The organism is Sphaerothrix gracilis Ecp01 (genome assembly GCF_030405905.1).
GTDB lineage: Bacteria > Cyanobacteriota > Cyanobacteriia > Phormidesmidales > Phormidesmidaceae > Sphaerothrix > Sphaerothrix gracilis.
The window spans coordinates 29777-55862 of the sequence record NZ_JASATW010000013.1 but is presented as its reverse complement, the minus strand read 5'-3'; the positions used below and the strand labels follow the sequence as shown (position 1 = coordinate 55862).

The following is a 26086-nucleotide window of genomic DNA, read 5'->3' as shown; positions in this document are numbered from 1 at the left end:
GATGCAGTCAGCCTATTTTTAGAAGAGTCAAGCTAGTCAGTCTGTTGATGCTACTGATAGCGTTTTGAGCTAAGCAGGTAAGCGCAGTTAAACAGGGGTAAATGTAGGTTGGGGTTGAGGAACAAAACCCAGCATCTGCGCGGGTTACGCTGTCACTCATCCATCCTGAAAACGATTAGATCTGCCTGCTTAGCTGATTGCCTATAAGACTCTAGATATAGCGTTGAAATAAAAAGTGTAACGGCCTTTAAAGTGGTATCCCCTGAGGAGAATTTGCAGTCGGGGGGAGCTTTGCCATCATGCGGTTAACGAACAAGCACAGAGCCAGTTGTGGTGACTACCGCTAAGAATGACTGAGCTTGTTTGCATCATTCACCCAATTCAGTTCAAATAGGAGACTATTAAAATGCCTAATGGAGTACCTGCCGTAGCCCCCCAGCCTAGCCCGCAATATACGGCGACTGAAACCTACACTGATAATATTTTGGGACCCGTTCATTTTACTTTGAACGACCTGATGGTAGGCGGTCAAACGGCGCCTTCCCATCCCCCTCATCCGCAAAACTCGCCTCTTGTTATCTCCCGTAACGAGCAGTTCAAGATTTGCGTCACCATCACTTTTCATGACAGTCCTCTCACGCGGCTACTGCTGTGCCTAAAGATGAGGCTGACCGTAATCTTTGCGCTAGAGGGATTTGGCACGGCGACAGAGACCGAAGTGACGGTTGTTGAAAGCACCGAGAAAGACAAGCTGTCCTATGTTGTTTGCTACGAGGGCACGCCACAAGGAGCAGGGCTTACCCCCGGCTTCTATAAGATTGCCTCTGTCGTGCAAGTGGGTCCGGTGGACAATGAATGCAGCCACGAGATTCTAGGCTTCGGCTTTATCAGCGAAGTCCTGCTTCAGGTCTACTAGTGCAACTTTTCTCAGGAGGGAGTAGCCGTCACTCTTCTCCTGAGAAGACATGCCAAACAACTGTCTGCTTAGATGAAACACGCCCGGACTGGCAGGTGGTTTAAATCTGCCAGTCTTGGACTAAAAAGTATTAGCAAGGCGCTGCTTGACTCGCAACAGGTCTATAGCACCGCGATCGCAGTGGGAGAAAAAATATGACTCAGTCTTCATCAGGAGAAGAAACGCATCCAGAGAATTCTGTGGCTTCTCAAAGTTTGACTCAGATTCGCGGTATTGGAGAAGCCAAGCGGCAATGGTTCGAATCTGTTGGAATTAAAACGCTATCAGATCTAGCTGAGGCCGACGTTGATCAAATAACTGCTCAGCTCCAAGCGGCCGAACACGCTGTGACTGAGGAACAAGTTGAGGAGTGGGTAGAACAAGCCCGCAGTCGTATTGAGGCAACTTCAGCTACGGAGACTCAGGCTGCCGAAACGGCGGAGCGTGCGGAAACCGAGGCGCTATCAGAGGCAACCACTGACGCTGGCGCAGGTGAGGCGATAGAAACTGAGGTGGCGACAAGTGAAGTAACGACGGGCGAGGATGCAGAAACCGCCACCAGTGAGGCGTTAGACAGTGAGGTAGCCGCAGGCGAGGCTGAAGTATCACAGGCGATCGCATCCGATTGGCGATCGCTAGCGGCCTTTCGGATTTGGTTTGAAAGTCGTGAAGTATCGGGACAAATTCAGCAGCGCACCCGGATTGAGCAGGTTGATTCATCTGAACATGAAACCTGGTCTGGTCTTGAAAAATCTCAGCTCCAGCAGTGGATGCTGACGCGCCTACCCGAGACAGCGGCGGTGACTGAGACAGCGGCAGAACCAGCCGAGCGAGTAGCGATCGCCATTGAGAAAGTTTATCTCAAACAGGCCGCTCAGGTGATGGGAACGCAGATGATTGCTCAGTCTGGGCAGACCTTTACCGTACCGCTTGAGCAAAATACGCCGTTCGCCCTGGAGGTTGCCTTCAGCTTCCTCAATCTAGCTGAATCGGCTTCAGCGGTCACCGAGGTCAACTGCCAACTACAGGCACAGATGCAAAATCGTACCAGCGGCGAAAGTATTGCTTTTAGCCAGACCCAGACCGTTACTCTCGGTGCCAAGCAAGCACTATATAGCATCACTCTCTCTGACCTACAGCTTGCCAGCGGCATCTATCGCCTACGCCTGCTAATAACCTTGCCCAGCTTAGCGGCCATCCCAGGCTTTTTCGAGATTCCAGCCCTGCAGGTGATTTAAGCCCAATGCCTGCAAGCTGCGATCGCAATTGACAGACTAATTGACGGACTAGACAAAATTTTTGCTTCAAATCTCAGGTCTATAAAGGCGTGCTGGCGCTCATGAATACTTTTGACTGGAAAGCATTTTTAAAGCAGTGGAGTCAGGAAGTCATTGAGACAGTGCAGGAGAAAACGGCGCTACCTCAGCAAGTTTTAGAAGATGAATGGCTAGGGTACCCTGCTGCGAGTGAAAACCAGATTCTACAAGCTGAGGCTCAGTTACAGCGATCGCTCCCTCCTTCTTATCGAGAATTTTTGATGGTGACGAACGGCTGGCGCTGTCCAACTCCTTTCATCCATCGAATCCTGCCAATCGAATCAGTTACTTGGTTCCGCGTTAACCATTCACACTGGATTGAAGAATTTGTTTATCGACATTTATCTCGGCATCAGACTAATGCAGCTAAAAATGGCTCTAGCGCTAGCTTAGACGCTCTCTCCGATACCGCTTATTTCAGCTATGGCGATCATCAAGACTGCAGCAAACTGAGAATTCAAGACCTGTGGACTGCTTTGGAAATCAGTTCTAAAGGCGACGCCTCAATCTATCTGCTCAATCCCCAAGTAGTGACAAGCGGCGGAGAGTGGGAAGCCTGGTTTTTCAGTGACTTGCTGCCAGGAGCCGATCGATATCGTTCGTTTTTAGAAATGATGCAGGCCGAACATAAAAACTTTTTAGAGCTAAGAGAGCTGTGATTGCTGGCTTGGAAAAACTGCCCCATAAGCAACTAAAACCATGTCTAAGGCAAGCCTTAACTTAAATATTGAAAAAACATCGGTTCATCTATCAGACTCAGACACCTTCTGCAAATTTAATCAGTTTTTGAATTTAGAAAGTCTCTTGAGCGAGCTGATCGAGGGCATTTTAGTTTTAACAACTCAAAGAAAACTTATTTACGCCACTCCCAGCGCTCGGCGGGCCTTAAATTACTTTCGCTCAGAGGATATTGCCGCAGATATTGTTCCTCAAGAAATTTGGCATGTCTGCCAGTATCTAATCCAAAGCCGCTATCTATTTCCCAATCAGCATTGGCTGGTCCAGTCCGAAATTTTTGTCGAGAATGAGGTGACTTTGCAGGTGCGGGCAAGATGGCTGAGCGTGGACAGGCTACAAGAATCTTGCTTGCTTCTGTTCATTGAAGATAAGCAGCAGGCCATTCAGTCCATTGCTTATGAAGAAGCGGAGCAGTATGGATTGACGCCCCGCGAAAAAGAAGTTTGGCTACTGCACCGGCAAGGGCAAACCTATAAGCAGATTGCCGCAGAACTCGATATTACACCCAATACGGTGAAGAAGCATATGCGCAGCGTCCACGCTAAGCAGAAACAGATTCTAGCGCCTGACTGTATTAGTTCATAAACTCAGTTACTCAGCCGCTTGAGCAGCCGCAATCAAAGCCAGATCAATGCGATCGCCCTCAGGCTGAGCAATCTGCGCGGTGATGCCGGGGCCAAAAAAACGCTGAATCTTATCTTGCTTAGACTGCCAGGTTTCAAAGTCAACGTGGGGAGACTCAAATTCCAGCACTAAAGCGTAGGCATCGTCAATAGCCGTTTCTTGAATTGCAACCAGCACCGGACGCTGATCGTCGTTGGGGCTAAGACCTAGCCGCTCTAATGACTCATCTAAATGAGCTTCTTGCCCATAGCGATAGCGAGTGACATCATTGCGAATCTGGTTCTGCGTTGGCGTAGCCTGCTGCTGCCGCAGGGCTTCAACTTCAGGCGTTGTCGGCTGAGAGTAGGGAGTTGGTTTTAACTCAGCCGCTTTTAAGGCTAGACCTCCCAATAAAACGGGTACGCCATAGAAAAAACCCACTAGATTTAGAGTGGCTCGCTCCTGAAAGTAGGCAATAAAGCCAACTACAGTCAAGACTGAACCTACTGAGAGCAAGACAGCGCCGAGGGGAATTTTACGCAGCATAAGAATCTCTTTGCTTTACAAATTGCAATATATTGCTTCTATCATCCCATGAGCTAGCCCTGCATGGTCTATTTGACATCAATAAATCCGCACCTACCGAGAGTAGGCGCGGATTAGAAAACTATTCAAATGCTTGAAACTAGCTAGTTATTTGGTTTTACACTGAGGCAAAGCCCATTTTGTCTACTGCACTGCGGGTAAAGTTGACCCGTTGTTCAAAGTCGAGTGACTTGATGTGCTCTACAAACTCGTTAGTTTCAGAGGGGAGTTCGTAATCGTTGGGTACGGCGATGATTTCACCGGACTCGATTCCCTGTGCTAGCAATAGCCAGAGTTCAAGTTTACCGCTGCTGCTCAGAGCACCATACTCACGGCTGATGGGAGTATCAGCGTGATTGGCAATCTCGCGCTGGGCCTGAAGCTGATCGTCTTTGGACATCGTTTTGATGCGATTGTAAGCGACAGAACCCATGTCCTCGGCGCTGTGCGCTGGGGCTGGGCTGAGCTGCTCTTTAATATCTAAGTAGCCGTACCACAGCAGTGCAAGCTGAGTGTCTGTATCAAACTTTTGAAAAAGATCTAATGATTGCTTAACGGCATCAGTGGCTACGTATGCCATAGAAACCTCCTAAAAATTTACGTCAATGAGATATATTTCATGATTTATAGCTGCTGTTTTTTCAAGCTAGATAAATCATTAATCTTTAACTCTATTAACAGCTTTACAAAAATAAATACTAATGGGAACTTGCGAAAGGGGTAGATCTGAGAATATTCTTTTCCAGCTTTTTACTACTACGGAGAGATTATGGCTGAGCGGCTTTTCTGATAACTACAGCTAAATTGAGGCTTTTGGTTGAAACAAATTAGAGCTTGTCTAATCTCTCTTCAGGGTCGATTTACAATAATTTGCCTCTAGCTCAGCTCGGTTGGGTTTGGCAGGATAAGCTAAATGGATAGCCATATTAGAAACTGAAACGCTGTCCTGTTCCATGACTGTCAACCTATCGTCTAATGCCCTAAGACCTGCTGAGGCTCATCCGGGCGATCGCTTTGCCATTACCTTTGCACCGCTGTCATTAGAAGCGGTCTATCAGCAGGCGGATACTGCCGCCAATGGCGCGATCGTGGTGATGAGCGGCATGGTGCGAGACAACACTGAGGGGCGAGCCGTCGTGTCTTTGGAGTATCAGGCGTATGAGCCGATGGCGCTGGAGGTGTTTCGGCAAATTGCTCAAAGTATTCGCAAGCAGTGGTCGCAGGTGACGCGGGTGGTGATTCATCACCGCACTGGCAAGCTGAGCGTGGGGGAGATTAGCGTTTTGGTAGCGGTGGGCTGTCCGCACCGTTCGGAGGCGTTTGCGGCCTGTCAGTATGCGATCGATACGCTGAAGCACAATGCACCAATTTGGAAGAAGGAGCACTGGGCGGATGGTTCAACTAGCTGGGTGAGTATTGGGGCATGTGAAGCAGAGTAGTCGCGTCTTCGCTTGCAAGCGTGAGTTTGTAGGTCTGTTTTTAAATATCAAGCTCGCCAACTTTAGACTTGGCATATATCTTTCACTGATTTTGCTGAGACGAGGCTATAACGGAGTCAGCAAAATTGTGGATGAGAGACTATGGCGCGGGATGAAGCCTATCGGGAGGCAGAGAGACGGATTGAGGTGGCTCGTCGGGAGGGGGCGACGGAACTTGATCTGCGAAGCTTAAAGTTGACCGAGGGACCTGAATTGATTGGTCATCTGATGAATCTGCAAAAGCTCAATCTCGGCGGAGACTTTTGGAAAAGCTCTCGAAATCGATTAGCAGAACTGCCCGAGGCGATCGCGTCGCTGACTCAGTTGCAATCACTTGATCTATCTGGAAATCAACTGACAGAATTGCCCGAGGCGATCGCGTCGCTGACACAGTTGCAAACACTTGACCTATCTGCAAATCAACTGACAGAATTGCCCGAGACGATCGCGTCGCTGACACAGTTGCAAACCCTGAATCTGTCTAGAAACCAACTGACAGAATTGCCCGAGGCGATCGCGTCGCTGACACAGTTGCAAACACTTGACCTATCTGCAAATCAACTGACAGAATTGCCCGAGACGATCGCGTCGCTGACACAGTTGCAAACACTTGACCTATCTGAAAACCAACTGACAGAATTGCCCGAGGCAATCGCGTTGTTGACTCAGCTGCAAGAACTTTATCTATCTAAAACCCAACTAAGGGAATTGCCCGAGGCGATCGCGTCGCTGACACAGTTGCAGATACTTTTCCTATCTGGCAACCAACTAAGGGAATTGCCCGAGGCGATCGCGTCGCTGACACAGTTGCAGATACTTTTCCTATCTGGCAACCAACTAAGGGAATTGCCCGAGGCGATCGCGTCGCTGACACAGTTGCAAATACTTTTCCTAAATGAAAATCAGCTAAATGATTTACCAACTTCTCTAATCAAGATTCCTCAACTGGTAGATTTCAGTCTGGATCAAAATCCGCTTCATCCCGATCTCTCGATCGCTTATGAGCAAGGTACTGAATCTGTAATGCAATACCTGCGAGCTAGGGCAGAAGGAGAGGTGATACTAAATGAGGCTAAGTTGATCTTCGTTGGTGAGGGTGAGGTCGGTAAAAGTTGCTTGCTGGGAGCGTTACGAGGAGATCAGTGGATAGAAAATCGCCTCACGACACATGGTATTGAGATTAAGTCTGTAATTGTGAGTGCTCCTAATAACGGCATAGAAATCACACTGAACGGCTGGGATTTTGGCGGACAGCGAGTTTATCGTCCGACCCATCAGCTCTTTTTCAGTTCATCCGCGGTCTATTTAGTCGTTTGGAAGCCGCGCGAAGGGCCGCAGCAAGGATTTGTCAAAGAGTGGATTACGCTGATTAAGCATCGAGAACCGGATGCCAAAGTGCTGGTAGTCGCTACCCACGGCGGCCCCGGACAGCGCCAACCCGATATTGACCGTCAGGAACTCATCGATCTGTTTGGCAGCGAAACGGTCGTCGGCTTCTTCCATATTGATAGCAAACCCCACCCAGAAACCCAGGTCTGCAGCGGAATTGCCGAACTGCGAGCAGCCATTGCCAAAGCCGCCGCCACCGTAGATGGCATGGGCCGTAAGGTACCTACCAAATGGCAACACCTTCGAGAACTCCTAGCAGACTCCGGCAAGACCTATCTGCCCTACAAAGATGTCATCGCCCTTTGTAAAGAACACGGCCTAGAGGGCTTTGCCGCCGAGCTGTTTGTGCGCGTGTCTCACACCCTGGGACATCTGATCCACTATCATTACGACCCCATTCTGCAGGACATCGTCATTCTGCAGCCGGATTGGCTAGCCAAAGCCATTAGCTTTGTGCTGGATGACGAAACAACGCGCCAGCGCAGTGGACTGGTCGAATTTGAACACCTCAGCCAGATCTGGAGCCATCCGCCCTTTGCGGGTGAAACCGGCTACCCCAAAGAACTCCATCCCGTCTTTCTGCGACTGATGGAGCGCTTTGACCTCTCCTACAAAGTCGTCCTCAATCCAGCCTCTCCAGAAGACAGCACCACCAGCTTGATTGCCCAACTGGTTCCCGACCAGCGCCCAGACGCACTACCCAACTGGGGCGCACAGCCCCAAGCCGGAGACAGACAGCAGGTACAAATCTGCCGCATCGTAGACGATCGCGGCCAGAGTGCCAATGCCGAAGGACTGTTTTACCAGCTCATCGTCCGTCTACACAAATACTCCCTGGGCCGAGACGACTACGACAAAAGCGTCCACTGGCAGCGGGGCCTCATGCTCGACAACGACTACAACGGTCGCGCTCTGCTAGAGCATATCGGCAACGATGTCAAAATCACCGTTCGCGCCGCCTACCCCGAACGCTTCCTCTCTTACCTCACAGAAGAAGTGAAATGGCTGGTTAAGAGCTTTTGGGAAGGGCTAAACTGCAACATCATGGTGCCCTGCATTGCTCCCTGCGGCATGGAAAAGCCCGGACATGGCCTCTTTGAGGTTCAAAAGCTAGTTGAGAGCAAAAAGAAAAATCGGCCTGACTTTCCCTGTCCGGTTTCTGGCTGTGACGAATGGCAAAGCATTGACCAACTGCTGAACAATGCCCCCACAGCGTCCTCGCTCTCTCAAGGTGCTGGGCTTGAGCAGGTCCGAGATGTGGTCAAAGACGAGCTAGCTGTCATTCGCCGCGATCTCGTGACGCTCGATCGCCGCGATCAGCAACGCTACCAGGCGCTATCTCAAAAGCAACGGGCCTTGATGAGCCAAGTTGACCAGCGATTTGCTTCTCTAATGCAAATGCTGACCGACGAAGCCAAAGACGGCCCCCGGTTGTTTAGCTTCAAGCCCGTTGACCCCGGATTTTTCGATCGCCCCAAATGGATTAGCGCCAAGTTTCAGCTCACGCTCTGGTGCGAACATGCCCGTAAACCTCTTCCAGCGCTCAATCCGGCGGACAGCCAGCAAGGTGTCTACGAGCTGGAACTCAACCGCGAATGGTTTACCAAAGCCGTACCCTATTTCAAACTGCTCACAGGCACCCTGAGCCTGGTACTCCCCGTCGCTGCCTCAACCACTCAGTTCATGCTCGACGATGCCACTTACCAAGGCATTCAGGAAGAACTCGATCTCGGTCAGAAAAGCCTTGAGTTTGGCATCCAGGGAAGTGACCTCGCTGTAGACTGGCAGACTAAACGCAATTCACCTGACTTTGAACAGGGGGAAGCCGTTCGGGCGCAAGGTTCAATGCTGCGAGAGCTTCATGCCCTGCTGAAAGAAAAAGACCCCGGCTTCGGCGGTTTGGTGCGCGTCCAGAATAAACGCCGTGAGTTTCTATGGGTGCATCCTCAATTCGTAAGCGAATATTAAGTCTTGAAGCATAGTCTGAGATCTACCTAGCTTTCCGTAGGTCGGCGGCGCTGAAGTAGGCTGATTACTTCGTCAGGATTTTGGGTCGGCATCAGTCTTGTCCAAGCACTCATGTCGGCAATGTGGGCACGGTGTAGCTGGTAAATCACGCCTTTTACCCAGTCTGATGTGCCAATGAGGATCAGGCGATTGGCCTGAGTTTCAAAGTTAGCCAGCGCTTCCGCTAAAGCCTCGATAGAAGACTTAGAAAACTCTGAAGAAGATTGTTCCGACATTGCAAAAGACTCCATTCTCAAAGTCGTATGTTTTCAATTGAAAACATATTTAGTGTATCAAATTGTCCCCGATCGCAAACATTTACGAGGACATGCCTCTCTGACACGATTGGGGCATGGGAAAAGCAGGCAAAGCGCTGAGACAGGTTTTGAAAACCTACGGCATTACTCAGAATCGGTTAGCGGTGACGATGGGTACTAATCGCTCAACCGTGAATAACTGGTTCAACGAAACCAGAGATCCCTCTGCTGAAGCGCTGAGCGAGATTGTGGCTGCGCTAGAGAAACTCGATCAGGCAGCGGCTGACAATTTTTTGCAACTGTATCTGGGTCGAATGCCGTTTGAGGAGGAGTCGTAACTCAGCAAAGCGATCGCATTGAAAAATATCGACTGGCGATCGCCAGTCTCCTGTAGATACTGATGTTGGGTTTCGCTATGCTCAACGCCAACCTACAGAAGTTCCAATTTTGGCTATATCGCGCTACTACAGCATTAGGCACAGCAACGAGCAGAGAAGCTAGCCGAGCGGTTACGGGTATGGGGGTTGACCCGAAGGCGCTAGAGAGCTAGCGACCCTGGATATATCCTGTTTCCTGCAAAAACTGGCGCAGGTTGTTGAAAAACTCGTCGCGATCGCTTCTTTGATAAACCTGCCGCACCCGCTGCCAGCCGTCTTCAGCCTGATCAATCAGGTATTTATCAGCCAGGTAAGCCGCCAAGATTGCCCGTTCATAGGCCGCGTAGATATAATCGCTATCCTGACTATAAGGCTGCTCAAAGACCTCACCCCGCCGCAGGCGCTGAAGTTCTAACCAGTGGGTATAGGCGTCGTCATAGACCCGCTGAGGAAACTGGCGCGTAACGTTAATCATCTCGCCGTCGCGGTAGTGCCAAATCTGCACCGGATAGCGGGAGGCGGCATAGGAGGCAAACGCATAGGCAAAGCTATCATCACGGCTGAGAAATTCGGGCTTGCCATCACCATCAAGATCTTGCAGCTGATAGCCGCCATTGCCCCAAAAGTGATCGGTGAGGCGGTAGCGATCGCCTGTTGCCTCGTAATCATAGATCAGCGAAGAAAAACAGCAGTGAGCACCGCCAGAATAGATATCCAGGCGGACTTCAAGATCGGCATCGCGGTCTAAGTTGCTCACTTCTAAAGCAGCAGCCCGGCAAAACCAACCATCTTCTAAAATGCTGGCGGAGAAAAACCCTTCATCATAAGTTTTGTCGTCACGAGTAATCGCAAGCTGAGGATTTTCCAAGCAGAACTCAGCGCTTTCACCCATAAACTCAGCGCTAACGTTGCCTAATCTAGCTGATAGCTGCTCGGTTGTAGATTCACTTTCAGACTGGGCTTTAGCCTGACTTAACAGGCCGCCAGCAAAGCTCAGCAGCAGACAGAAAAGAGCGAATTTAATCCGGGATATTGGCATTTCAAGTACAGCCTAACGCTGATATCTTTTTCAATTCTAAACGGCTATTTCCCGGTATTTTGCGGAAAAAACTCTCTATAGCTCGGCTACCTCAGTCCGCCAAAGTACCCTCAAGGGTGCTGTCCCTGACGGATTAAACTGCCAACTTTAAAGACAAGAGTTTTGTCTTTTATATCAAAAGCCATGAGTACACAGACAGTTTTGAATCTTCGGGTGGGTGCCAAGCTCCTGGGTGCAGATGCCGATCAGGCCATGCCGCAGCCAGCCGTTTATATTTACTCAGCTAGCGATCGCCTCATTGCCCGTGATGTCCTGGGAGACAACTTGACAACGAGTCTCTCCCTGCCCGCCCCGTCCGAAGCCTCATTTCTGCGAGTCCTAGTTGGCCCCGATCTAAATCAGAAGCAAGTCGCTATTGCTGAACTGAAGCGGCGGGGGGCCGAGGAAAAGCTGCTGCGATACGATCCGCGCAGCCCTCGCCTATCAGCAGAATTTATTATTCCTGCTACCTACTGGCAGTGCTGGCTCAAGGGTCTATGCTTTGTCCGGGGCAAGCTGTTGCAGAAAACTCAGGTGGGTGACAGCAGCGTTGATCGCCCCGTTTGCAATGCGACGGTCGAGGTTTACGAAGTCGATCCTATCTATCGGGTGATTCCCCGACTGCCCGATGTCATCATTGAGCGGCTGAGAGACATCATCCTCGACCCGCCCATACCGCCCATTGATCCGATTCCTGATCCGCCAATTGGCCCTGAACCGCTGCCTTTTGACCCAGCCCTAGCGGCGGCTGAAAGTCCGGTCTTGCAGCTAGAGCGATCGCTCTCCGCGACCAGCGCCCGCCGCCCGGTAGAAAGGGCTCAGCTCAGCTCAATCACCAGCAACCTCTCCCTATTAGCAAAGACCACCAACACTTTGCAGTTCCGTCAGGTGCTCATAGACAATTTGCAGCTAGTGCGGCCTATTCTCTGTCGCTACTTCCCGCGCTACTTCAGCCTGAAGCTGGTGGCAACGGCCAAGACCGATGACTGTGGTGCCTTCCGCACTCTGTTCTCTCGCGGCTGCAAAAATACCGATCAGCCCGATCTCTATTTCAAAGCCAAGCAGAGACGCTTTCCCTTCCTCAACCCCATTACAATTTACGCGCCCACGCCAGTTCCCTGCCATACCTACTGGAACTACGCCTGCGGCACAGAGGTAACGCTTTACACCCAGCATCCTTTTGCCATTACCTGCGATCCCTGCCCGCCTGTCATCGCCCCCAACAACTGGGTCTTAATTGACAAAATTGGCCGCAAATCCCTCAGCGAAATTTATGGCGCTAGCCAAACGCTGCAGGCCACTACCACAGCTCAAAACAAGGGACTTACCCAGGAGGGGGCTCCCTGGGGCGGCACGCTGCAGCCGATCATTCTATTTGACCCCGATTTGCGTCAGACTCATGACGTTAAATATTACCGAGTTTCCTGGCGACGGCTGACCAATGCCAATCTAGTCCCCATCGTGCCAGCCAATGAATTTCAGCCGCTCAATGAAGCGATCGCCTATCGCTTTTTCTATGAGCGCCCGGTTGATGACAAGCTCATAGAAGCTAAGTTCGTGCTGGGGCCGCAAGACATTGGTGGCACCGACAATCTGTATGAGATTCCACCCGCCCTGCCCCGTAAAGACGGACAGATCGGCACTTGGAGCCAAGATTTGCGCGTCAATGCTAAATTCCCCACTAGCGCTGATACCTATGCCCCTGGCATGAGCCGTAAGCAGCGGGGAACTCCTGGACCGTTCTACAGCGGCGAAGATTTTTCTGGCAAATATCAGCTCAAAGTTGAGCTATTTAAGTCAGATGGCAGTCGGGTAGACGGTGCTGAATTTGAGGAGTTGGGCATCAACTACCGGGTACCTCAGCCTCAAAATCCGCTGGTAGAGGAAATTGAAACGGATGCGGCGGCAGACTTGGGCTTAGTCAACGGGGCTGACGGTAGCTTTACGCTAACGCTGCACGTGGATAACAATCCCTGCTACGCCGACCTGCTTCCGCCCACTATTAACCAGGAAGGTAGCGATGTAGGCGCCGATGACTGCGGCGTGCTGCCCTATGCGTCTAACAGTCAGGCTGTAAAAATGACTTACAACGCCCTGCATCCTCACGGATTTGCCACCTATAATTACAACCTCTTCCAAGGCGCGCAGCGCAGCGATCGCCGCCTAACGCCCCCCAGCTCCAGCGGCGATGTTAGCCCAACAACGCTGATGCAGACTTCCACAGTGGGAGAGTTGCGGACGCTGATTAGTAACCCTAGCCGCCAATGTCCCACTGTGGGACTGGCCCAAACGCTAGGCGTGATTGCTCAAGCAACAGACGGCCTTAGCCGCCTGAGCAGCTACGACCACTATGACGTGCAGGCATTTGTCCTATCGCCTGAAGAAGCAGACTAATCAGCTTGAACAGTCGCCGTTCTAAAAGGTGTAGCTGCTATCTAGCCCCTCTGCGGAGGGGTTTTCTGCTACGCGGCGGCTAGGCTGCCTGAAGCGTAGAAAGGCAAAACGGCCCTATGGGTGTTTCCCTGCTCAAACCTTGTCATTCCGCATTCTGAGGATTTGTCTCTTGCCAGAGGTTAGTTGTTTGGCGCAGACTGCGGTAGTCACCATTGCCTAAAATGAGGTGATCCAGCAGCGGCACGTCCAAAACCGATGCGGCTGCTAACAGTTGCCGGGTCAGGTGAATATCTTCAGGGCTTGGCTGTAAATTGCCAGAAGGATGATTATGAGCCACAATTGCCCGCGTTGCTCCCTGGCGAATAATCTCTCGGAAAATCTCACGGGGCGGCGCCAGGGTTTCGGTGGCCGTGCCGACCGTAATGACCTGAGTACCTAGCAGTCGATGCTTAATATCTAGAAAAACGACAGCAAAGCGCTCTTGAGCCTGCCACATCAGTTCGTGGCTGAGAGCTGCTGCCGCGATCGCCGGATCGTCTATAATCGTTTTCTCCGGCGGCTTTGAAGCCAGGACTCGACGGCCTAGCTCCAGTGCGGCCAAAATAGAAGCTGCCTTTGCCTCTCCAATCCCTGAAATCTGCATCAGGTCATGGGCTGATACTTCCCGTAGCGCGGTTAGTGGATCGGCGTGATCGCGGCCCAGTGATTGGAGAATATACTGCCCCAGGCCCACTGCCGATAGCTTGCCGGCCCCCTGTCCGGTTCCCAGTAATATAGCAATCAGCTCAGCCGTGGCTAGATTTTTAGCGCCATAGGCAAACAGCCGCTCTCGCGGTCGCTCGCTGGAGTGCATATCAGCCACTCGCACACAGTAGGTCATGATGCCCGCAGACGGTAGGGTAAAAGATAAGACAAATACTTGTTTAGTAAGCCCAAAAGCCTTATCTTCCCCACTATCTCCTATGACCTCTGCTGACCCTAGCCCCCAAGCAATTCAAGCTATCCGAAAAAAGCTCATTCAATTTAGCCGTTTAGAAGTTCCTGCTGAGCTATCAGCCGCTACGGCTGAAGATATTCGTCAAGCCTTGTTCCAGCTCAATCAGGCGTCTGACTATCAGACACTCGGCATCTGCGCTGACAGCTTAGCCACAGCTAAAGCGTCTATGGAAGACTATCTCAGCGCCTTGGGTATAGACATCACGCTGGATTTGCCTGAGCGAACCGGGGCAGTTTATCTCAAATTCAATACCCTCAAAGGGGCTTGGTATTTAGATGACTATAGCGGACCTTCTAGAGGTGTTTTAGTGACCTACCATGCCTCTGATGTGCCTGAGGCCAATGGGACTTACGGCCCGTTGCCGCTAGATTTGTTTGCCAACAACTAAGCGGGTGTTGATCCATTACGGCTGCCTGCCAAAGGCGCTGCCAAACTCAGCTTGGAAGCGAAAAGTCTAGGCGCTCATGCCAGCTAGAATGTCTTGAGCGTGGCTATCGGTCTTTACAGTACTGAAGACCTGATCAATGATGCCTTCGCCATTAATGATGTAAGTTACTCGTTTGGCATAGCCACCGCCATCAACATCGTAAGCTTGAGTAATCTCTCCGTCTGGATCAGCCACCAAAGTGAAGGGCAAACCATACTTCTCTTTGAACATTTTATGGGAAGCTTCGTCGTCCATGCTGACGCCTAAGACCGTGATGTCTTGACCTTGATAGTCCTCAAAAGCATCCCGAAACCCCTGGGCTTCTTTGGTACAGCCTGGCGTATCGTCCTTGGGGTAAAAGTAAAGTACGACCGTTTTACCTGTGAAGTCAGACAGGGATACCGGATTACCTGCCTCATTTTTGGCAGTAAAGTCAGGTGCCTTTGTGCCAACTGCTAGCGTCATAAGTCAAGTCTCCTTAGTTGTGTAGCTTTCAGGCTGCAATGCGAAGTCTAATATCAATGGTAAGAGAATCTACTGAAGCTTGTCAGGGGCAGATGAAACCTTTCTGCCCGGCTGAAAGTAGAAAGATTACGGTAGCTTGATCTAGCTATCAACTTCTATAAAGTAGGGGGCTACTGACCAACTTTTTGGCCCTAGCCGCATCAATAGATTTAGACAAGGGATATGACTCGTCACTATGAAACCGCTCAAGCAAAGAAAATCTCCTTTCAGAGACAGGAATCGCTGGCTAGAATATCCAGCCTTCTTAGGGTTGATCGGAATTTGGGTCTTATTAGTCTTTTCAACCGTCAATGACAATCCAATTCAAGCCCTAAAACAGCTACTTTCAGAGCCAACTGCAGAACTACTCTCCAAATTGAAGTGAACTGTAGCCAAGCGCTGTCCCCAGCTTGACTGCAGCCGCGAAAACTAACAATAGCAGACAGGTCAACCGGGATTATGGCAGTGATTGCGACGGTTACCAATGAGCTGGCTGCAAAATTATGTTGTGAAACATTAAAGAATAATAAGTAATTGAAGATGCTGGATCTGACTCAGTAAATGGGTAATATAAGCCTTTAAGGGTGCACTTATCACGGATCCGATAGCTGCTCATGCTTTGGAAGCTCTACCTAACGCTGGCGATCGCGACTTTTTTGGTTACGCTACAGGCATTTTTTAGGGATAAGTCAGTCTCTAAATCTGATTGGCACTATTGGATATTCTTGCTGCTGGTAGCTCTCTGTGCTCCTATTACGCTGCCAGCGATTGTCGGTCACAAAATTAAGCGCAGTTGGCAGCGCTCATCACGCCAGCAAATCTCAGAAAAGTCAACGTCTTTAGATATTAAAAGCTTGGTTTCCCTGCGCTGAAAGGCTAGATTTAGGGCACTTCTGTACTAAGCTGCTCTACAACATCCCAAGCGATGGCACATTCCTGGGTGATTTGATCCGCAGGTGTGCAGACAATGCGAGCCTGCTGCAGCGCCGAGCGCAGCCGCTGAGATAGGGGATCTTGCCAGCCTTCGCCTAAATTGAGCTTCATCACAATGTCGGTTACAGAAACCACGCCCACTAAGCGCTGATTTCCTTGAACGTCAAACTGCACTACAGGTGCCCGCTGCAGTCCCGTTTCTGCAAATCGCTGGGCGACTTCTGCAACCGTTAGATCAGCCGCCACAGTGATACAGGGCTGACGCATAATCTCGCTGACCTTGACCTGTCCGGGCCGCCGATTTGTGGCAATGACGTGATAGGCAATATCCCGCTCAGTCACAATACCGTAGCTCCCCTGCAGTGTTTCAGGCTCTATGATCAAAGATCTAACCTTCTGGTACTGCATTAAGGCGATCGCCTGCGCTACAGTCGCTCCTGGACTGACCGTTAGAACCCGGGTCGTCATGATGTCAGAGACTTGCATAACCTGCTTCCTATCTAAACCTAAGCCGCTGTAGCTTGTCCGCTGAGGCTGAAGTGGGCTGTAGCGGCGTGATTTTCTAGACGCTGAGCCGATGTGTTGATCGTAGCTTAGAAAAGCAGGCCGCCGATCGCTCTATTCATCACACTTTAGATTGCAAAGCTCTGCAGGTAGGAACTGAGCAGGGTATAGGCAAAGCTCTGCTGCGGGGAGAACGTCACTTGGTTAGTTTGACGAGGGCGGTCGCCTCCTAAAAGGCAACGGAGGCGCGCAAAGGTTCCCTATACCAGAATTGGTCTGGGCAGCGCGATCGCTGTCATTTCTAGCCCAACCTGATGCTGACTAAATACTTTTGTACGTTCGCACATTAAATGTCGCGATCAGCAGATTGAAGTCGCTCCAGACAAAGGTCCTGAATGTCTTTTCTGACAAGTCTGACAAGGATCTTAGAGATTTTTTCCAGGGAAACTTGGGGGAATTCAGTTTCGCACATTAAATGTCGCAAAAGCGCTTTTCGCAAATTACGTGCCGAAAGTTCAAATGGGCGTTTTTCGCAAATTATGAATCGTTTTTTTGCAGTCGTAGGATTGAAATTCCGACTTGGCTTTGTATTTTCTGCTAAGAGGCTGTATGAGAAGTGCTAGTAGGTAGCTAACGCTACGCCAACCGCCTGACCATCAGGCGGATCATCGAGATGTATATCATCGCTTCAGAAGAGGCCGGTAAGCGTTCATAGTCTTTGCTCAAGCGCCTCGACCAGCTGAGCCAGCCAAAAGTGCGCTCCACCACCCACCGCTTTTTGAGCAGCACAAGACCCTTGTCTGCTTCAGGCCGCAAGACCACTTGCAAAATCCATCCCAGCATGTCCATCACCCAGCGTAGAAAGGGCTCGCCGCCATAGCCGCCATCGGCCCAGACTAGGTAGAGCCGCTTGCCCTGCTCTCCCATTTGCTTGACCCGCTTGAGCATTGCTTTGGCTTGGCTCTTCTCCGAGGCATTGGCAGCAGTGACCAGTACCCGCAGCACTAAGCCCAGTGTATCGACTGTCAGATGACGCTTGCGCCCCTTGACCTGCTTACCACCGTCATAGCCGACCGCTTCACTGACCATCGTGGCACTCTGGACGCTTTGGCTGTCGATAACGGCTTGAGTAGGACTTTCTGGTCTGCCGCTATCGGCTCTGAGCCAGCCGCGCACGCGGTCGTGAATCGCTATCCAGGTGCCGTCGTTTCGCCAGTTGCGGAAGTAGGTGTAAGCTGTTGACCATGGCGGCAGGTCGCCTGGAATATCGCGCCACTTACAGCCCTGAACCACCACGTACAAGATGGCGTTGACGATGGCCCACATCTCTACTGAGCGCGGCCGACCACCGGGCTTGGCTGGCGGAATTAGGGGTTCTATCAGCTCAAACTGTTCACGCGTCAGATTGCTTGTGTATGCTTTACTCATGGCTCTCACGGTGCTGTAGCTCTTCAACTTCAGCTTATCCGTGTGAGCTTTCCTACGTCAGTTCTGGCTTTTCACACAGCCTCTTAGCTCTGCAACTACAGCATGGCTAAAATGGATTAGCCAATTGATAAGGATAGATTGAGCGCATGAGTGCTTCATCGAACTGGATTACTGTTGCCGAATCCAATTTTGACCATGAGCGGGAAGCGCTTGAGTTTATCCGTAGCCAATTTCCGAGCCATGAGCCTTATCGGGCCTGGTCAAACTTTGAATTCATTGCATCGGACGGCAGCATCAACGAAGTGGACCTGATGGTCTTCACGCCTCAGGGGTTTTTCCTAATTGAAATCAAGAGCTGGCCAGGGCGAGTCACCGGGGATGCTGGAACTTGGATCTTGGAGCGACCCGATGGTAAGCGCCGCACGTATGACAATCCAATCCGCTTAACAAATCTCAAAGCCAAAAAACTGAAGTCGCTATTGGAGCGCCAACGAGCGTTTACGGGCAAGAATGGCTTGCCTTTTTTAGAACCTTTAGTTTTTCTGTCTTCTGAAAATCTTACGCTTAGCCTACCGTTTGATGCTCGGCATGGCGTTTGTCTGAGAGATCGTCCCAGCACAAGCGATAAACCGGCACGGCCAGGCATTATAGCTGCGATTACTCGCCGAGACTGTCAGGGGTTGCGACCCATCCAAGACATATCGCGAAATCGCCATAACCGAAACATTGCCAAGCTGGTCGAGAAGGCAGTAAGAGAGGCGGGCATCAAACCGTCTAATAAATCCCGTAAAGTCAGCGACTATGTGCTCGACAAAGTCATTGATAGTGGGCCTGGCTATCAAGACTGGTCGGCTACTCACGCTCGGCTAGACAAGATGAAGCGGCGAATTCGGTTTTATCTGGTGCGACGAGAAGCCTCTGCAGATGACAAGGCAATGATTGAACGGGCTGCATTGCGAGAGGTTCAACTGCTGGAGTCGTTGCAGCATCCGGGGATTATTCGGGCTTTTACGCTGAGTGAGCATGAGTTGGGCCCTGCTCTTGTGTTGGAGCATGATCCACAGGCAGTGCGGTTGGATCATTATTTGGCACAAAGGCAGGAACCGCTGAGCATTGATACTCAGCTTGACTTAATGCGTCAGATTGCTGAGGCGATTCGATTTGCCCATGAACAACGGGTCATCCATAGAGGTTTGAACCCTAGAAGCATTTTGGTGTCAGAGGATCGCTCTGGTCATCCCAAAATCAAAATTACCAATTGGCAGCTAGGCTACCGGGCAGGCTCTTCCTCTAAGGGGGCTAGCCATGAGGTCACCGCAACCGCTCACGTCGATCGATTGGTCGAGGATGCTAATACGGCCTACCTTGCTCCAGAGTCGCTGAATGACACTGAATTTATTGGTGAGCATTTAGATATTTTTTCATTGGGCGCGATCGCGTTCTATCTATTCTCAGGTCAGCCTCCCGCAGCCAATGGATTAGAGCTGACCCAAAAGCTTCGTGAAACGAACGGGTTACAAATTAGTTCGGTACTCAATGGTGCGCCAGAAAGCCTGCAGGATCTGATCTTGGATAGCACCCACCCCAACGTGGACTATCGTACCGAAACGGTCGCAGACTTCCTACTCCTGCTGGATGAAGTTGAGGACGCCCTCACCCAGCCTGAGAACGAACTCGTTGAAAACCCCAATGATGCCCAACAAGGGGACCTTCTGGCTGGCAATCTACAAGTGATTAAACGACTGGGACAAGGAGCTTCCTCTGTTGGCTTCTTGGTCAAGATGGATGGCAAGGAATATATCCTGAAAGTAGCCAATGATCCGGAGCATAATGAGCGGATTCGAGACGAAGCCGAGGTTTTGGTGCAGCTGCGGCATTCCCACATCGTGGACTTGAAGGAAACCGTTAATGTGGGCAACCGGCTAGGCATCCTGATGCAGCCGGTGCTGGTAGATCGAGAGAAGTATCGCGTTGAAACCCTGGGACAGCGGATCCGTAAAGAAGGACCGCTTAAAATAGACCTGCTTCAAAGGTTCGGCGAGGATCTTTTGGATGTCGTGAAATTTTTGGACGAGCAAGGCTTTGATCATCGAGACATCAAACCAGACAACATTGCGATCGGTCAGGTAGGCCGAGGCGATAAATTGCACCTGGTGCTGTTCGATTTTTCATTGTCGCGCGCTCCCAGGGACAACATCAAAGCAGGCACGACGGGATATTTAGAACCGCTTTTAGTCACCCGGCAGCCGCCCCAATGGGACTCCTACGCCGAACGATACGCCGCCGCCGCCACTCTGTACGAGATGGCGACAGGGACATTACCAGTCTGGGGGGATGGGGTCAGCGATCCCTCCTTCCTTGACTGTGAAATTACCCTTGAACCTGAAAGATTTCCCGTTGCTCTCCGAGAGCGGTTGACATCGTTTTTTGAAAAGGCCTTCAAACGAAACATTGAAGCTCGGTTTGACAATGCAGAAGAAATACTGCGGGCCTGGCGATATTGTTTTGAGGGGATTGAAGAACCTGGCGCGCTCCTCGAAACTGAAGACGAATCGGCTCTGAAAGAACTACTGGCTGATGCCACCTTTGAGACGCCCATTTTAGAGCTGGGCTTAGGAACTCGCTCAAACAATGCTTTGGATATCGCCAATATTTTGACGATCAGAGATTTGCTAAAAACCCCACCCATTAAGCTCCAGCGACTCCGGGGAGTCGGACACAAAACCCGACGGGAAATTTTGGCGGTCGCCAGGGTACTTCGGGAGCAGTTGGGTACCCCGACTTCGAGTGATGAGGGGAGCGATTCTGGGGAGTCGGATTTAGCCGCACAGGAGGCTTCGAGCAGCCTAAGCGTGGATCGGCTGGTGCAGCAAATCGCCAAACCTAGCAGCAAAGATGGCAAGTCTGCCCAGCAGACTGTTAATGCGCTTTTAGGTCTAGATGGTGAATTAGACAATCTTTGGCCGAGTCAAACTGACCTCGCAAATTATATAAACCTGTCGCGGGGGCGTATTGGTCAACTGGTCAGTAAGTTTCAAAAGCGTTGGGCAAAAATGCCAGCGGTCACCCGATTGCGGAACGAAATCCTCGAAATTCTGCAGCAACCGGGTGGCGTTATGACAGCAGAGGAAATCGCGATCGCCCTTCTCATTGCCCGTGGATCGCTCACAGAAACCCCGCAACTCCGAACCCAGCAAGCGATGGCATTGGTACGCACCGCCCTAGAAGTTGAACGCACCATGGTAAGCCCCCGCTTCATGGTGAACCGGACAGGTATCTCCGTACTGGTGGCTGTAGATGGAGGCCGGGCAGCCTATGCCCGTAAGCTAGGCGAGAAGGCCGACCGATTGGCCCAGGAAGATCCGCTAGTGTCGCCAGAAAGAGCGATTCAGGATTTGCAAGAGATCCCCCCCCCTGAAGGCGTATTCCCCCTACCTGAACGACGATTACTCCAACTAGCGGCAGCCGCTTCCCAAGGGGCGGCACTCTCCAGTCGGCAAGAAATTTATCCTGTGGGAATGGATGCGGAGCGGGCTTTGCGGCTATCTCAAGGAGCTCTCTATGGAGTGCAATCGTTGACCGTGCAGCAGGTCAAAGATCGGGTGAGCGGTCGCTATCCTGAAGCGGTGAAGCTGCCTGAAAGACCGGAGTTGGATGGACTAATCCAGCAGTTTATTCCCAACCTGGGATGGGACGTTCAGCAGGGATGCTATGTCAATCAACTCAAAGAGGCTCCCTCGCTGAGCAGCAGTACCAGCTTCGCGCGGACTCCTACCGGTGCTTTTTATTCCAATGAGCGAGAGATGACCTCAGAAGAGGCGGATGCTCGGCTTTTGGAGGAGAAACTCAAACGAGGAATTCAAGATGGGTCATTTTTCGCGTTACTAGCCAATCCTAGGCGCTATCAACAGGCCAAACATGAGTTGTGCAGCCGCTTTCCCGTGCAGCTAGTGGACTACGAAGCCCTGTTCCTCGACACCTTGAGGCAAGTTGCTGAGAAAGCCAAAGTGAAATGGGATCTGGTGTTACAAACTGATGCGACCCCTCATCAGGGTGATTGGAACAAGTTGATGTTGCTAGTAGGCCGAGCGATGCCGTTAGTGGAGACCGAGTTGCTCAAGGCTAACCAAACCATTTTGATAATCTATCCAGGCTTGCTGGCACGCTATGACCAGATGACGCTGTTGGAGCGACTACGCGAAAAGGTTGGCCGAGAGGACGGCATACCCGGACTTTGGTTACTTTTACCCAATGAGCAGCAAGCCATGATCGATGGCAAGGCAGTACCGCTATTAAGTCCCGGACAGCGCGTCAGAATTACCGATGAATGGCTAGAGAATCGTCATCGGGCCACCCTCTCTCCCCTCTCATCTACTTAATGCTTTCTACCTGCCTTCCTGGGAAAAAGGTTCTAAGAAAGCACCGCAGTTGATTATTGACTTCTTGTAAGCTCTCTATGCTTGACCGTAACCAGCTTCTAACCGATTTACAGACTTTGCTCCGGCAATTAGAAACGGACTTGCAGGAGCGGGTCAAGGCTCCGGAAGTGCCGGAGTTGGGGGAAAGGCTGAGGGCTGAGTACGACGAGGCGAAGGCAGCCGATCGCATGGCACAAACCTTCAATCAGTGGGTCACTGATCAGCAAACGCAAGTGGCAGTAGCCTGGGTGCTGAGTGCCACGTTTGCGCGCTTTTTAGAGGATAACGGACTGGTGAGCCCACCTCGGCTGGCGGGACCGGGGGAAGCGCTCTTGAGAGCGCGGGATGAGCATGAGGCGTATTTTCGGGAGCACCCGACCCAGACCGATCGCGAATATCTGCTCTGGGTATTTGGCGAACTGGCGAAGCTGCCGGGGGCGAAGGAGATTTTTGGCAAGGGCAATCTGATTTGGGATATCCCGAACTGGCTGAGCGGCGATGCGGCGAGAGCAATCCTGGCGTTTTTCCAGACCATTGATCCCGGTACGGGGGAGCTGGTGCATGACTTTACAGACGATACCTGGGACACACGCTTTTTGGGCGATCTCTATCAGGATTTATCGGCGACTGCCCGTAAAAAGTACGCCCTGCTGCAAACCCCAAATTTTGTCGAAGCGTTCATCTTGGATCGGACGCTGGAGCCTGCGGTGGAGGAGTTTGGCCTGGCAGAAGTTCGAATGATTGATCCGGCCTGCGGTAGCGGACACTTTTTGTTGGGGGCGTTTCAGCGGTTATTGACGCGGTGGCAAAAGCAGGAACCGGGGACCTACGTGGAGGAGCTGGCGCGAAGGGCGCTGAATGCGGTGCATGGGGCGGATGTGAACCCGTTTGCTGTAGCTATTGCCCGATTTCGGTTGCTGTTGGCGGCGATGCGGGCGACGGGGCAGCGGCGATTGCAGGAGGCGCGGGCGTTTCCGCTGAATTTGGCCTGTGGAGATTCGTTGCTGCATGGGGAGGGGAGCCAGTTGGTGCTGGGGGATTGGGCACCGATGGCGCACCATTTTGTGAGTGAGGATATTGCCGCGCTGAATCGGATTTTGCGGGCGGGGCATTATCATGCGGTAGTGGCAAACCCGCCGTATATTGTGCCGAGAGATAAGGCGCTGAATGGGGAATATCGCAAGCGGTATGAGGCATGCTATCGCCAATATTCGCTGGCGGTGCCGTTTATGGAACGGATTTTTCAGCTAGCGGTGCCGGGGGGCTTTACGGGGCAGATTACGGCCAACAGCTTTATGAAGCGGGAGTTTGGCAAAAGGCTGATTGAGGAATTTTTCCCCAAGGTGGATCTGACCCATGTGATTGACACCAGCGGCGCGTACATGCCGGGACATGGCACGCCGACGGTGATTTTGTTTGGGCGCAAGCGGACACCCATTGCCAGCACGATTCGTACCGTGATGGGCATTCGGGGGGAACCGAGTACGCCGGAAGATCCGACTCAGGGATTGGTATGGTCAGCGATTTTGGATCAGGTGGATGTGGAGGGATCAGAGAGTGAATTTGTTAGTGTGGCGGATTCACAGCGGGATTTGTTTCATAAGCATCCGTGGTCGATTGGTGGGGGTGGGGCGAGTGAATTAAAAGAGCAGCTAGATCAAATTGTCAGATCGAAGCTAGAAGACATCTGCACAGAAATTGGATTTATTTGCATCACAAAGTCTGACGACACCTTTCCTCAGTCTCTAGACTTGTTTCTTAGAAATAGGCTAGAAAAAAACTATCTTCGTCCTTTCTGCATTGGTGAAGAAGTTAGAGATTGGATGATTCAATCCGAAGGTTGGGTGATTTTTCCATATGAGCCAAACATACAAACTGTAGAGTTGTCAAAAATCCCTCAAATTTATCGCTTTCTTTGGAGATTCAAAACGGAGCTTGAGAATCGAAAAGTTTTTGGAGGAAAATCCTATCGAGAAGCAGGCAAGCCTTGGTATGAATACGGACAAATTCCTGTAGGTAGAATTCAAATTCCAAATTCGATCGCCTTCGCATTTGTCGCCACCCACAACCACTTTGTCTTAGATCGCGGCGGCAAAGTCTTCAAACAATCTGCCCCGGTGATCAAGCTGCCTGCGGGTGTTACCGAAGACGACCACCTCGCCATGCTGGGGTTGCTCAACAGCTCCACTGCCTGCTTCTGGATGCAGCAGGTTTTTCACAACAAAGGGCGTCCGGGGGCTGATGCTGCTGCCGCCGATGAACCCTGGGAATTTCGCTTTGAGCATGATGGCACTAAGCTACAACACTTTCCCCTGCCTGCGGATCGGCCTACTAAACGAGTCAAACAACTTGACGAGCTAGCCCAGCAATCTATTCAACTCTTACCTGAAGCAGTGCTTTCGTCCTGGTCAAACTCGGATACTAAGCCGTTACAAATGATTGTTGAAGATGCTTTTTCAAAATGGCGAAAGGTACGCTCCCAAATGATCGCTCTCCAAGAAGAACTGGATTGGGAATGCTACCACCTCTACAAAGTTGTGAATCAAGACCTAACCTACGAGGGTGAATTACCAGAATTAAAAATTGGGCAACGGGCGTTTGAAATTATTCTGGCTCGACAAATTGAGGCAGGTGAAATCAAAACAGTCTGGTTTGCGCGATTAAGCGGCACCCCTATCACCGAAATCCCTTCAGAATGGCCGCAAGCCTATCGAGACTTGGTGCAGAAACGCATCGATCTGATCGAAAGCGACAAGAGCATTGGCCTGCTGGAACAGTTTCAACATAAACGCCGCTGGCAGACTGAATCTTGGGAATTGCAGTTGGAGCGGGCTTTGCGAACCTGGCTACTGAATCGCTTAGAAAGCTACTTTGACTTTGATGGCCGCATGAACGACGCCGGGGAAGTCAACGCCCAAATCACCACCCCCGCCCTCACTTCCACCGCCAAACTCGCCGACATCGCCCGCCAAGATCCCGACTTCATGCAAGTCGGCGAACTCTACACCCACAACCCCGCCTTCGACGTGCTCAAACTCGTCAACGCCCTCGTCGAAGCCGAATCCGTCCCCCTCCTCCCCGTCCTGCGCTACAAACCCTCCGGCCTCCGCAAACGCCAAGACTGGGAGCACACCTGGGCACTCCAGCGCCAAGAAGATGCCATCGACGCCCGCACCCAACTGCCCAAAGACCACCCTGACCACCTCGACAGCACCACCGCCGCCCGCCTCAAAACCGAGCAGGTCGGCGACATCCCCGTGCCCCCCAAATACAAAACCAGTGACTTCCTCAAAACCCACTACTGGAAACTGCGCGGTAAACTCGACGTCCCCAAAGAGCGCTGGGTCAGCTTCCCCCACTGCGAAGGCCCCGACGGGCAACCCGTCATCGCCTGGGCCGGCTACGACCACCTGCAACTCGCCCAAGCCATCAGCGCCTATTACATTGATGTGCAAGAACGCTTCGGAGGCCGCGATGACCCGCGTCTAGTGCCCCTGCTCGGTGGATTGCTAGAGCTGCTGCCCTGGCTCAAGCAATGGCATAACGACCTCGACCCCGACTACGGTCTCAAAATGGGCGACTACTACGCTGGCTTCATCGACGACGAAGCCCGTCAGATGGGGCTCACCCTTGAAGCGGTTCAAATCTGGGATCCTCCTAAGAAGAAAGGTAAACGTCGCAAGTCATAATTTCACTGT

At 51.5% G+C, this 26086-nt stretch carries 19 protein-coding genes and 1 pseudogene; 12 read left to right on the top strand and 8 right to left on the bottom strand.

Annotated features, from left to right (window positions below; translation table 11 throughout):
• Positions 1-406: 406 nt before the first annotated feature.
• The 4 genes and pseudogenes from QJQ48_RS15755 to QJQ48_RS15740 all read left to right on the top strand — a co-directional run bounded on the left by QJQ48_RS15755 (position 407) and on the right by QJQ48_RS15740 (position 3594).
• On the top strand, positions 407-916 hold the full coding sequence (locus tag QJQ48_RS15755) for a hypothetical protein (protein ID WP_346292197.1): 510 nt from the start codon (positions 407-409) through the stop codon (positions 914-916).
• Between the two features lie 185 nt (positions 917-1101).
• Positions 1102-2193, top strand: a pseudogene (locus tag QJQ48_RS15750) (helix-hairpin-helix domain-containing protein); the annotation flags it as partial.
• Between the two features lie 101 nt (positions 2194-2294).
• Complete coding sequence (locus QJQ48_RS15745; protein ID WP_346292196.1) at positions 2295-2930, top strand: SMI1/KNR4 family protein; 636 nt, start codon at positions 2295-2297, stop codon at positions 2928-2930.
• Positions 2931-2970: 40 nt separating this feature from the next.
• Entirely contained in the window at positions 2971-3594 is a 624-nt protein-coding gene (locus QJQ48_RS15740; protein WP_346292195.1) for a helix-turn-helix transcriptional regulator, read from the top strand.
• A gap of 6 nt (positions 3595-3600) precedes the next feature.
• Here QJQ48_RS15740 and QJQ48_RS15735 read toward each other — a convergent pair whose 3' ends face one another.
• Together QJQ48_RS15735 and QJQ48_RS15730 are read right to left on the bottom strand one after the other, a co-directional pair.
• The gene (locus tag QJQ48_RS15735) at positions 3601-4158 is read right to left on the bottom strand and encodes a DUF2854 domain-containing protein (RefSeq protein WP_346292194.1); all 558 of its coding nucleotides are present in this window, start codon (positions 4156-4158) and stop codon (positions 3601-3603) included.
• A 157-nt stretch (positions 4159-4315) separates the two neighbouring features.
• Entirely contained in the window at positions 4316-4777 is a 462-nt protein-coding gene (locus tag QJQ48_RS15730; RefSeq protein ID WP_346292193.1) for an orange carotenoid protein N-terminal domain-containing protein, read from the bottom strand.
• A 373-nt stretch (positions 4778-5150) separates the two neighbouring features.
• On the opposite strand from QJQ48_RS15730, the gene QJQ48_RS15725 reads away from it, so the two are divergent.
• Both QJQ48_RS15725 and QJQ48_RS15720 read left to right on the top strand, forming a co-directional pair.
• Positions 5151-5636 (top strand): molybdenum cofactor biosynthesis protein MoaE, encoded by a 486-nt coding sequence (locus tag QJQ48_RS15725; protein ID WP_346292192.1) that lies wholly within the window; start codon positions 5151-5153, stop codon positions 5634-5636.
• A 141-nt stretch (positions 5637-5777) separates the two neighbouring features.
• Entirely contained in the window at positions 5778-9032 is a 3255-nt protein-coding gene (locus QJQ48_RS15720; RefSeq protein ID WP_346292191.1) for a leucine-rich repeat domain-containing protein, read from the top strand.
• 26 nt (positions 9033-9058) lie between these two features.
• Here the strand turns inward: QJQ48_RS15720 and QJQ48_RS15715 are convergent, their stop codons facing one another.
• The gene (locus QJQ48_RS15715; protein ID WP_346292190.1) at positions 9059-9307 is read right to left on the bottom strand and encodes a hypothetical protein; all 249 of its coding nucleotides are present in this window, start codon (positions 9305-9307) and stop codon (positions 9059-9061) included.
• Between the two features lie 116 nt (positions 9308-9423).
• On the opposite strand from QJQ48_RS15715, the gene QJQ48_RS15710 reads away from it, so the two are divergent.
• The gene (locus QJQ48_RS15710) at positions 9424-9666 is read left to right on the top strand and encodes a helix-turn-helix domain-containing protein (protein WP_346292189.1); all 243 of its coding nucleotides are present in this window, start codon (positions 9424-9426) and stop codon (positions 9664-9666) included.
• A 208-nt stretch (positions 9667-9874) separates the two neighbouring features.
• Here QJQ48_RS15710 and QJQ48_RS15705 read toward each other — a convergent pair whose 3' ends face one another.
• Positions 9875-10744 carry a hypothetical protein gene (locus QJQ48_RS15705; protein ID WP_346292188.1) on the bottom strand — a complete coding sequence of 290 codons (870 nt, stop codon included), beginning with the start codon at positions 10742-10744 and terminating at the stop codon, positions 9875-9877.
• A 183-nt stretch (positions 10745-10927) separates the two neighbouring features.
• Here QJQ48_RS15705 and QJQ48_RS15700 point away from each other — a divergent pair, with 183 nt between their 5' ends.
• The gene (locus tag QJQ48_RS15700) at positions 10928-13177 is read left to right on the top strand and encodes a hypothetical protein (protein WP_346292187.1); all 2250 of its coding nucleotides are present in this window, start codon (positions 10928-10930) and stop codon (positions 13175-13177) included.
• A gap of 142 nt (positions 13178-13319) precedes the next feature.
• Here the strand turns inward: QJQ48_RS15700 and radC are convergent, their stop codons facing one another.
• A complete protein-coding gene (gene radC, locus QJQ48_RS15695; protein WP_346292186.1) occupies positions 13320-14057 on the bottom strand; it encodes a RadC family protein in 738 nt (245 codons plus the stop codon).
• 82 nt (positions 14058-14139) lie between these two features.
• On the opposite strand from radC, the gene QJQ48_RS15690 reads away from it, so the two are divergent.
• The gene (locus QJQ48_RS15690) at positions 14140-14562 is read left to right on the top strand and encodes a DUF1824 family protein (protein WP_346292185.1); all 423 of its coding nucleotides are present in this window, start codon (positions 14140-14142) and stop codon (positions 14560-14562) included.
• Between the two features lie 66 nt (positions 14563-14628).
• On the opposite strand, the gene QJQ48_RS15685 is transcribed toward QJQ48_RS15690, so the two are convergent.
• Positions 14629-15066 (bottom strand): peroxiredoxin, encoded by a 438-nt coding sequence (locus tag QJQ48_RS15685; RefSeq protein WP_346292184.1) that lies wholly within the window; start codon positions 15064-15066, stop codon positions 14629-14631.
• A gap of 653 nt (positions 15067-15719) precedes the next feature.
• Here QJQ48_RS15685 and QJQ48_RS15680 point away from each other — a divergent pair.
• Positions 15720-15977, top strand: a complete 258-nt coding sequence (locus QJQ48_RS15680) for a hypothetical protein (RefSeq protein WP_346292183.1) — start codon at positions 15720-15722, stop codon at positions 15975-15977.
• A 10-nt stretch (positions 15978-15987) separates the two neighbouring features.
• On the opposite strand, the gene QJQ48_RS15675 is transcribed toward QJQ48_RS15680, so the two are convergent.
• Together QJQ48_RS15675 and QJQ48_RS15670 are read right to left on the bottom strand one after the other, a co-directional pair.
• A complete protein-coding gene (locus tag QJQ48_RS15675; RefSeq protein ID WP_346292182.1) occupies positions 15988-16524 on the bottom strand; it encodes a CBS domain-containing protein in 537 nt (178 codons plus the stop codon).
• Positions 16525-17178: 654 nt separating this feature from the next.
• Positions 17179-17970, bottom strand: a complete 792-nt coding sequence (locus QJQ48_RS15670; protein WP_346292181.1) for an IS5 family transposase — start codon at positions 17968-17970, stop codon at positions 17179-17181.
• Between the two features lie 146 nt (positions 17971-18116).
• On the opposite strand from QJQ48_RS15670, the gene pglW reads away from it, so the two are divergent.
• On the top strand, positions 18117-22349 hold the full coding sequence (pglW, locus tag QJQ48_RS15665) for a BREX system serine/threonine kinase PglW (RefSeq protein ID WP_346292180.1): 4233 nt from the start codon (positions 18117-18119) through the stop codon (positions 22347-22349).
• Between the two features lie 77 nt (positions 22350-22426).
• On the top strand, positions 22427-26077 hold the full coding sequence (pglX, locus tag QJQ48_RS15660) for a BREX-2 system adenine-specific DNA-methyltransferase PglX (RefSeq protein WP_346292179.1): 3651 nt from the start codon (positions 22427-22429) through the stop codon (positions 26075-26077).
• The last annotated feature ends 9 nt before the right edge of the window (positions 26078-26086 follow it).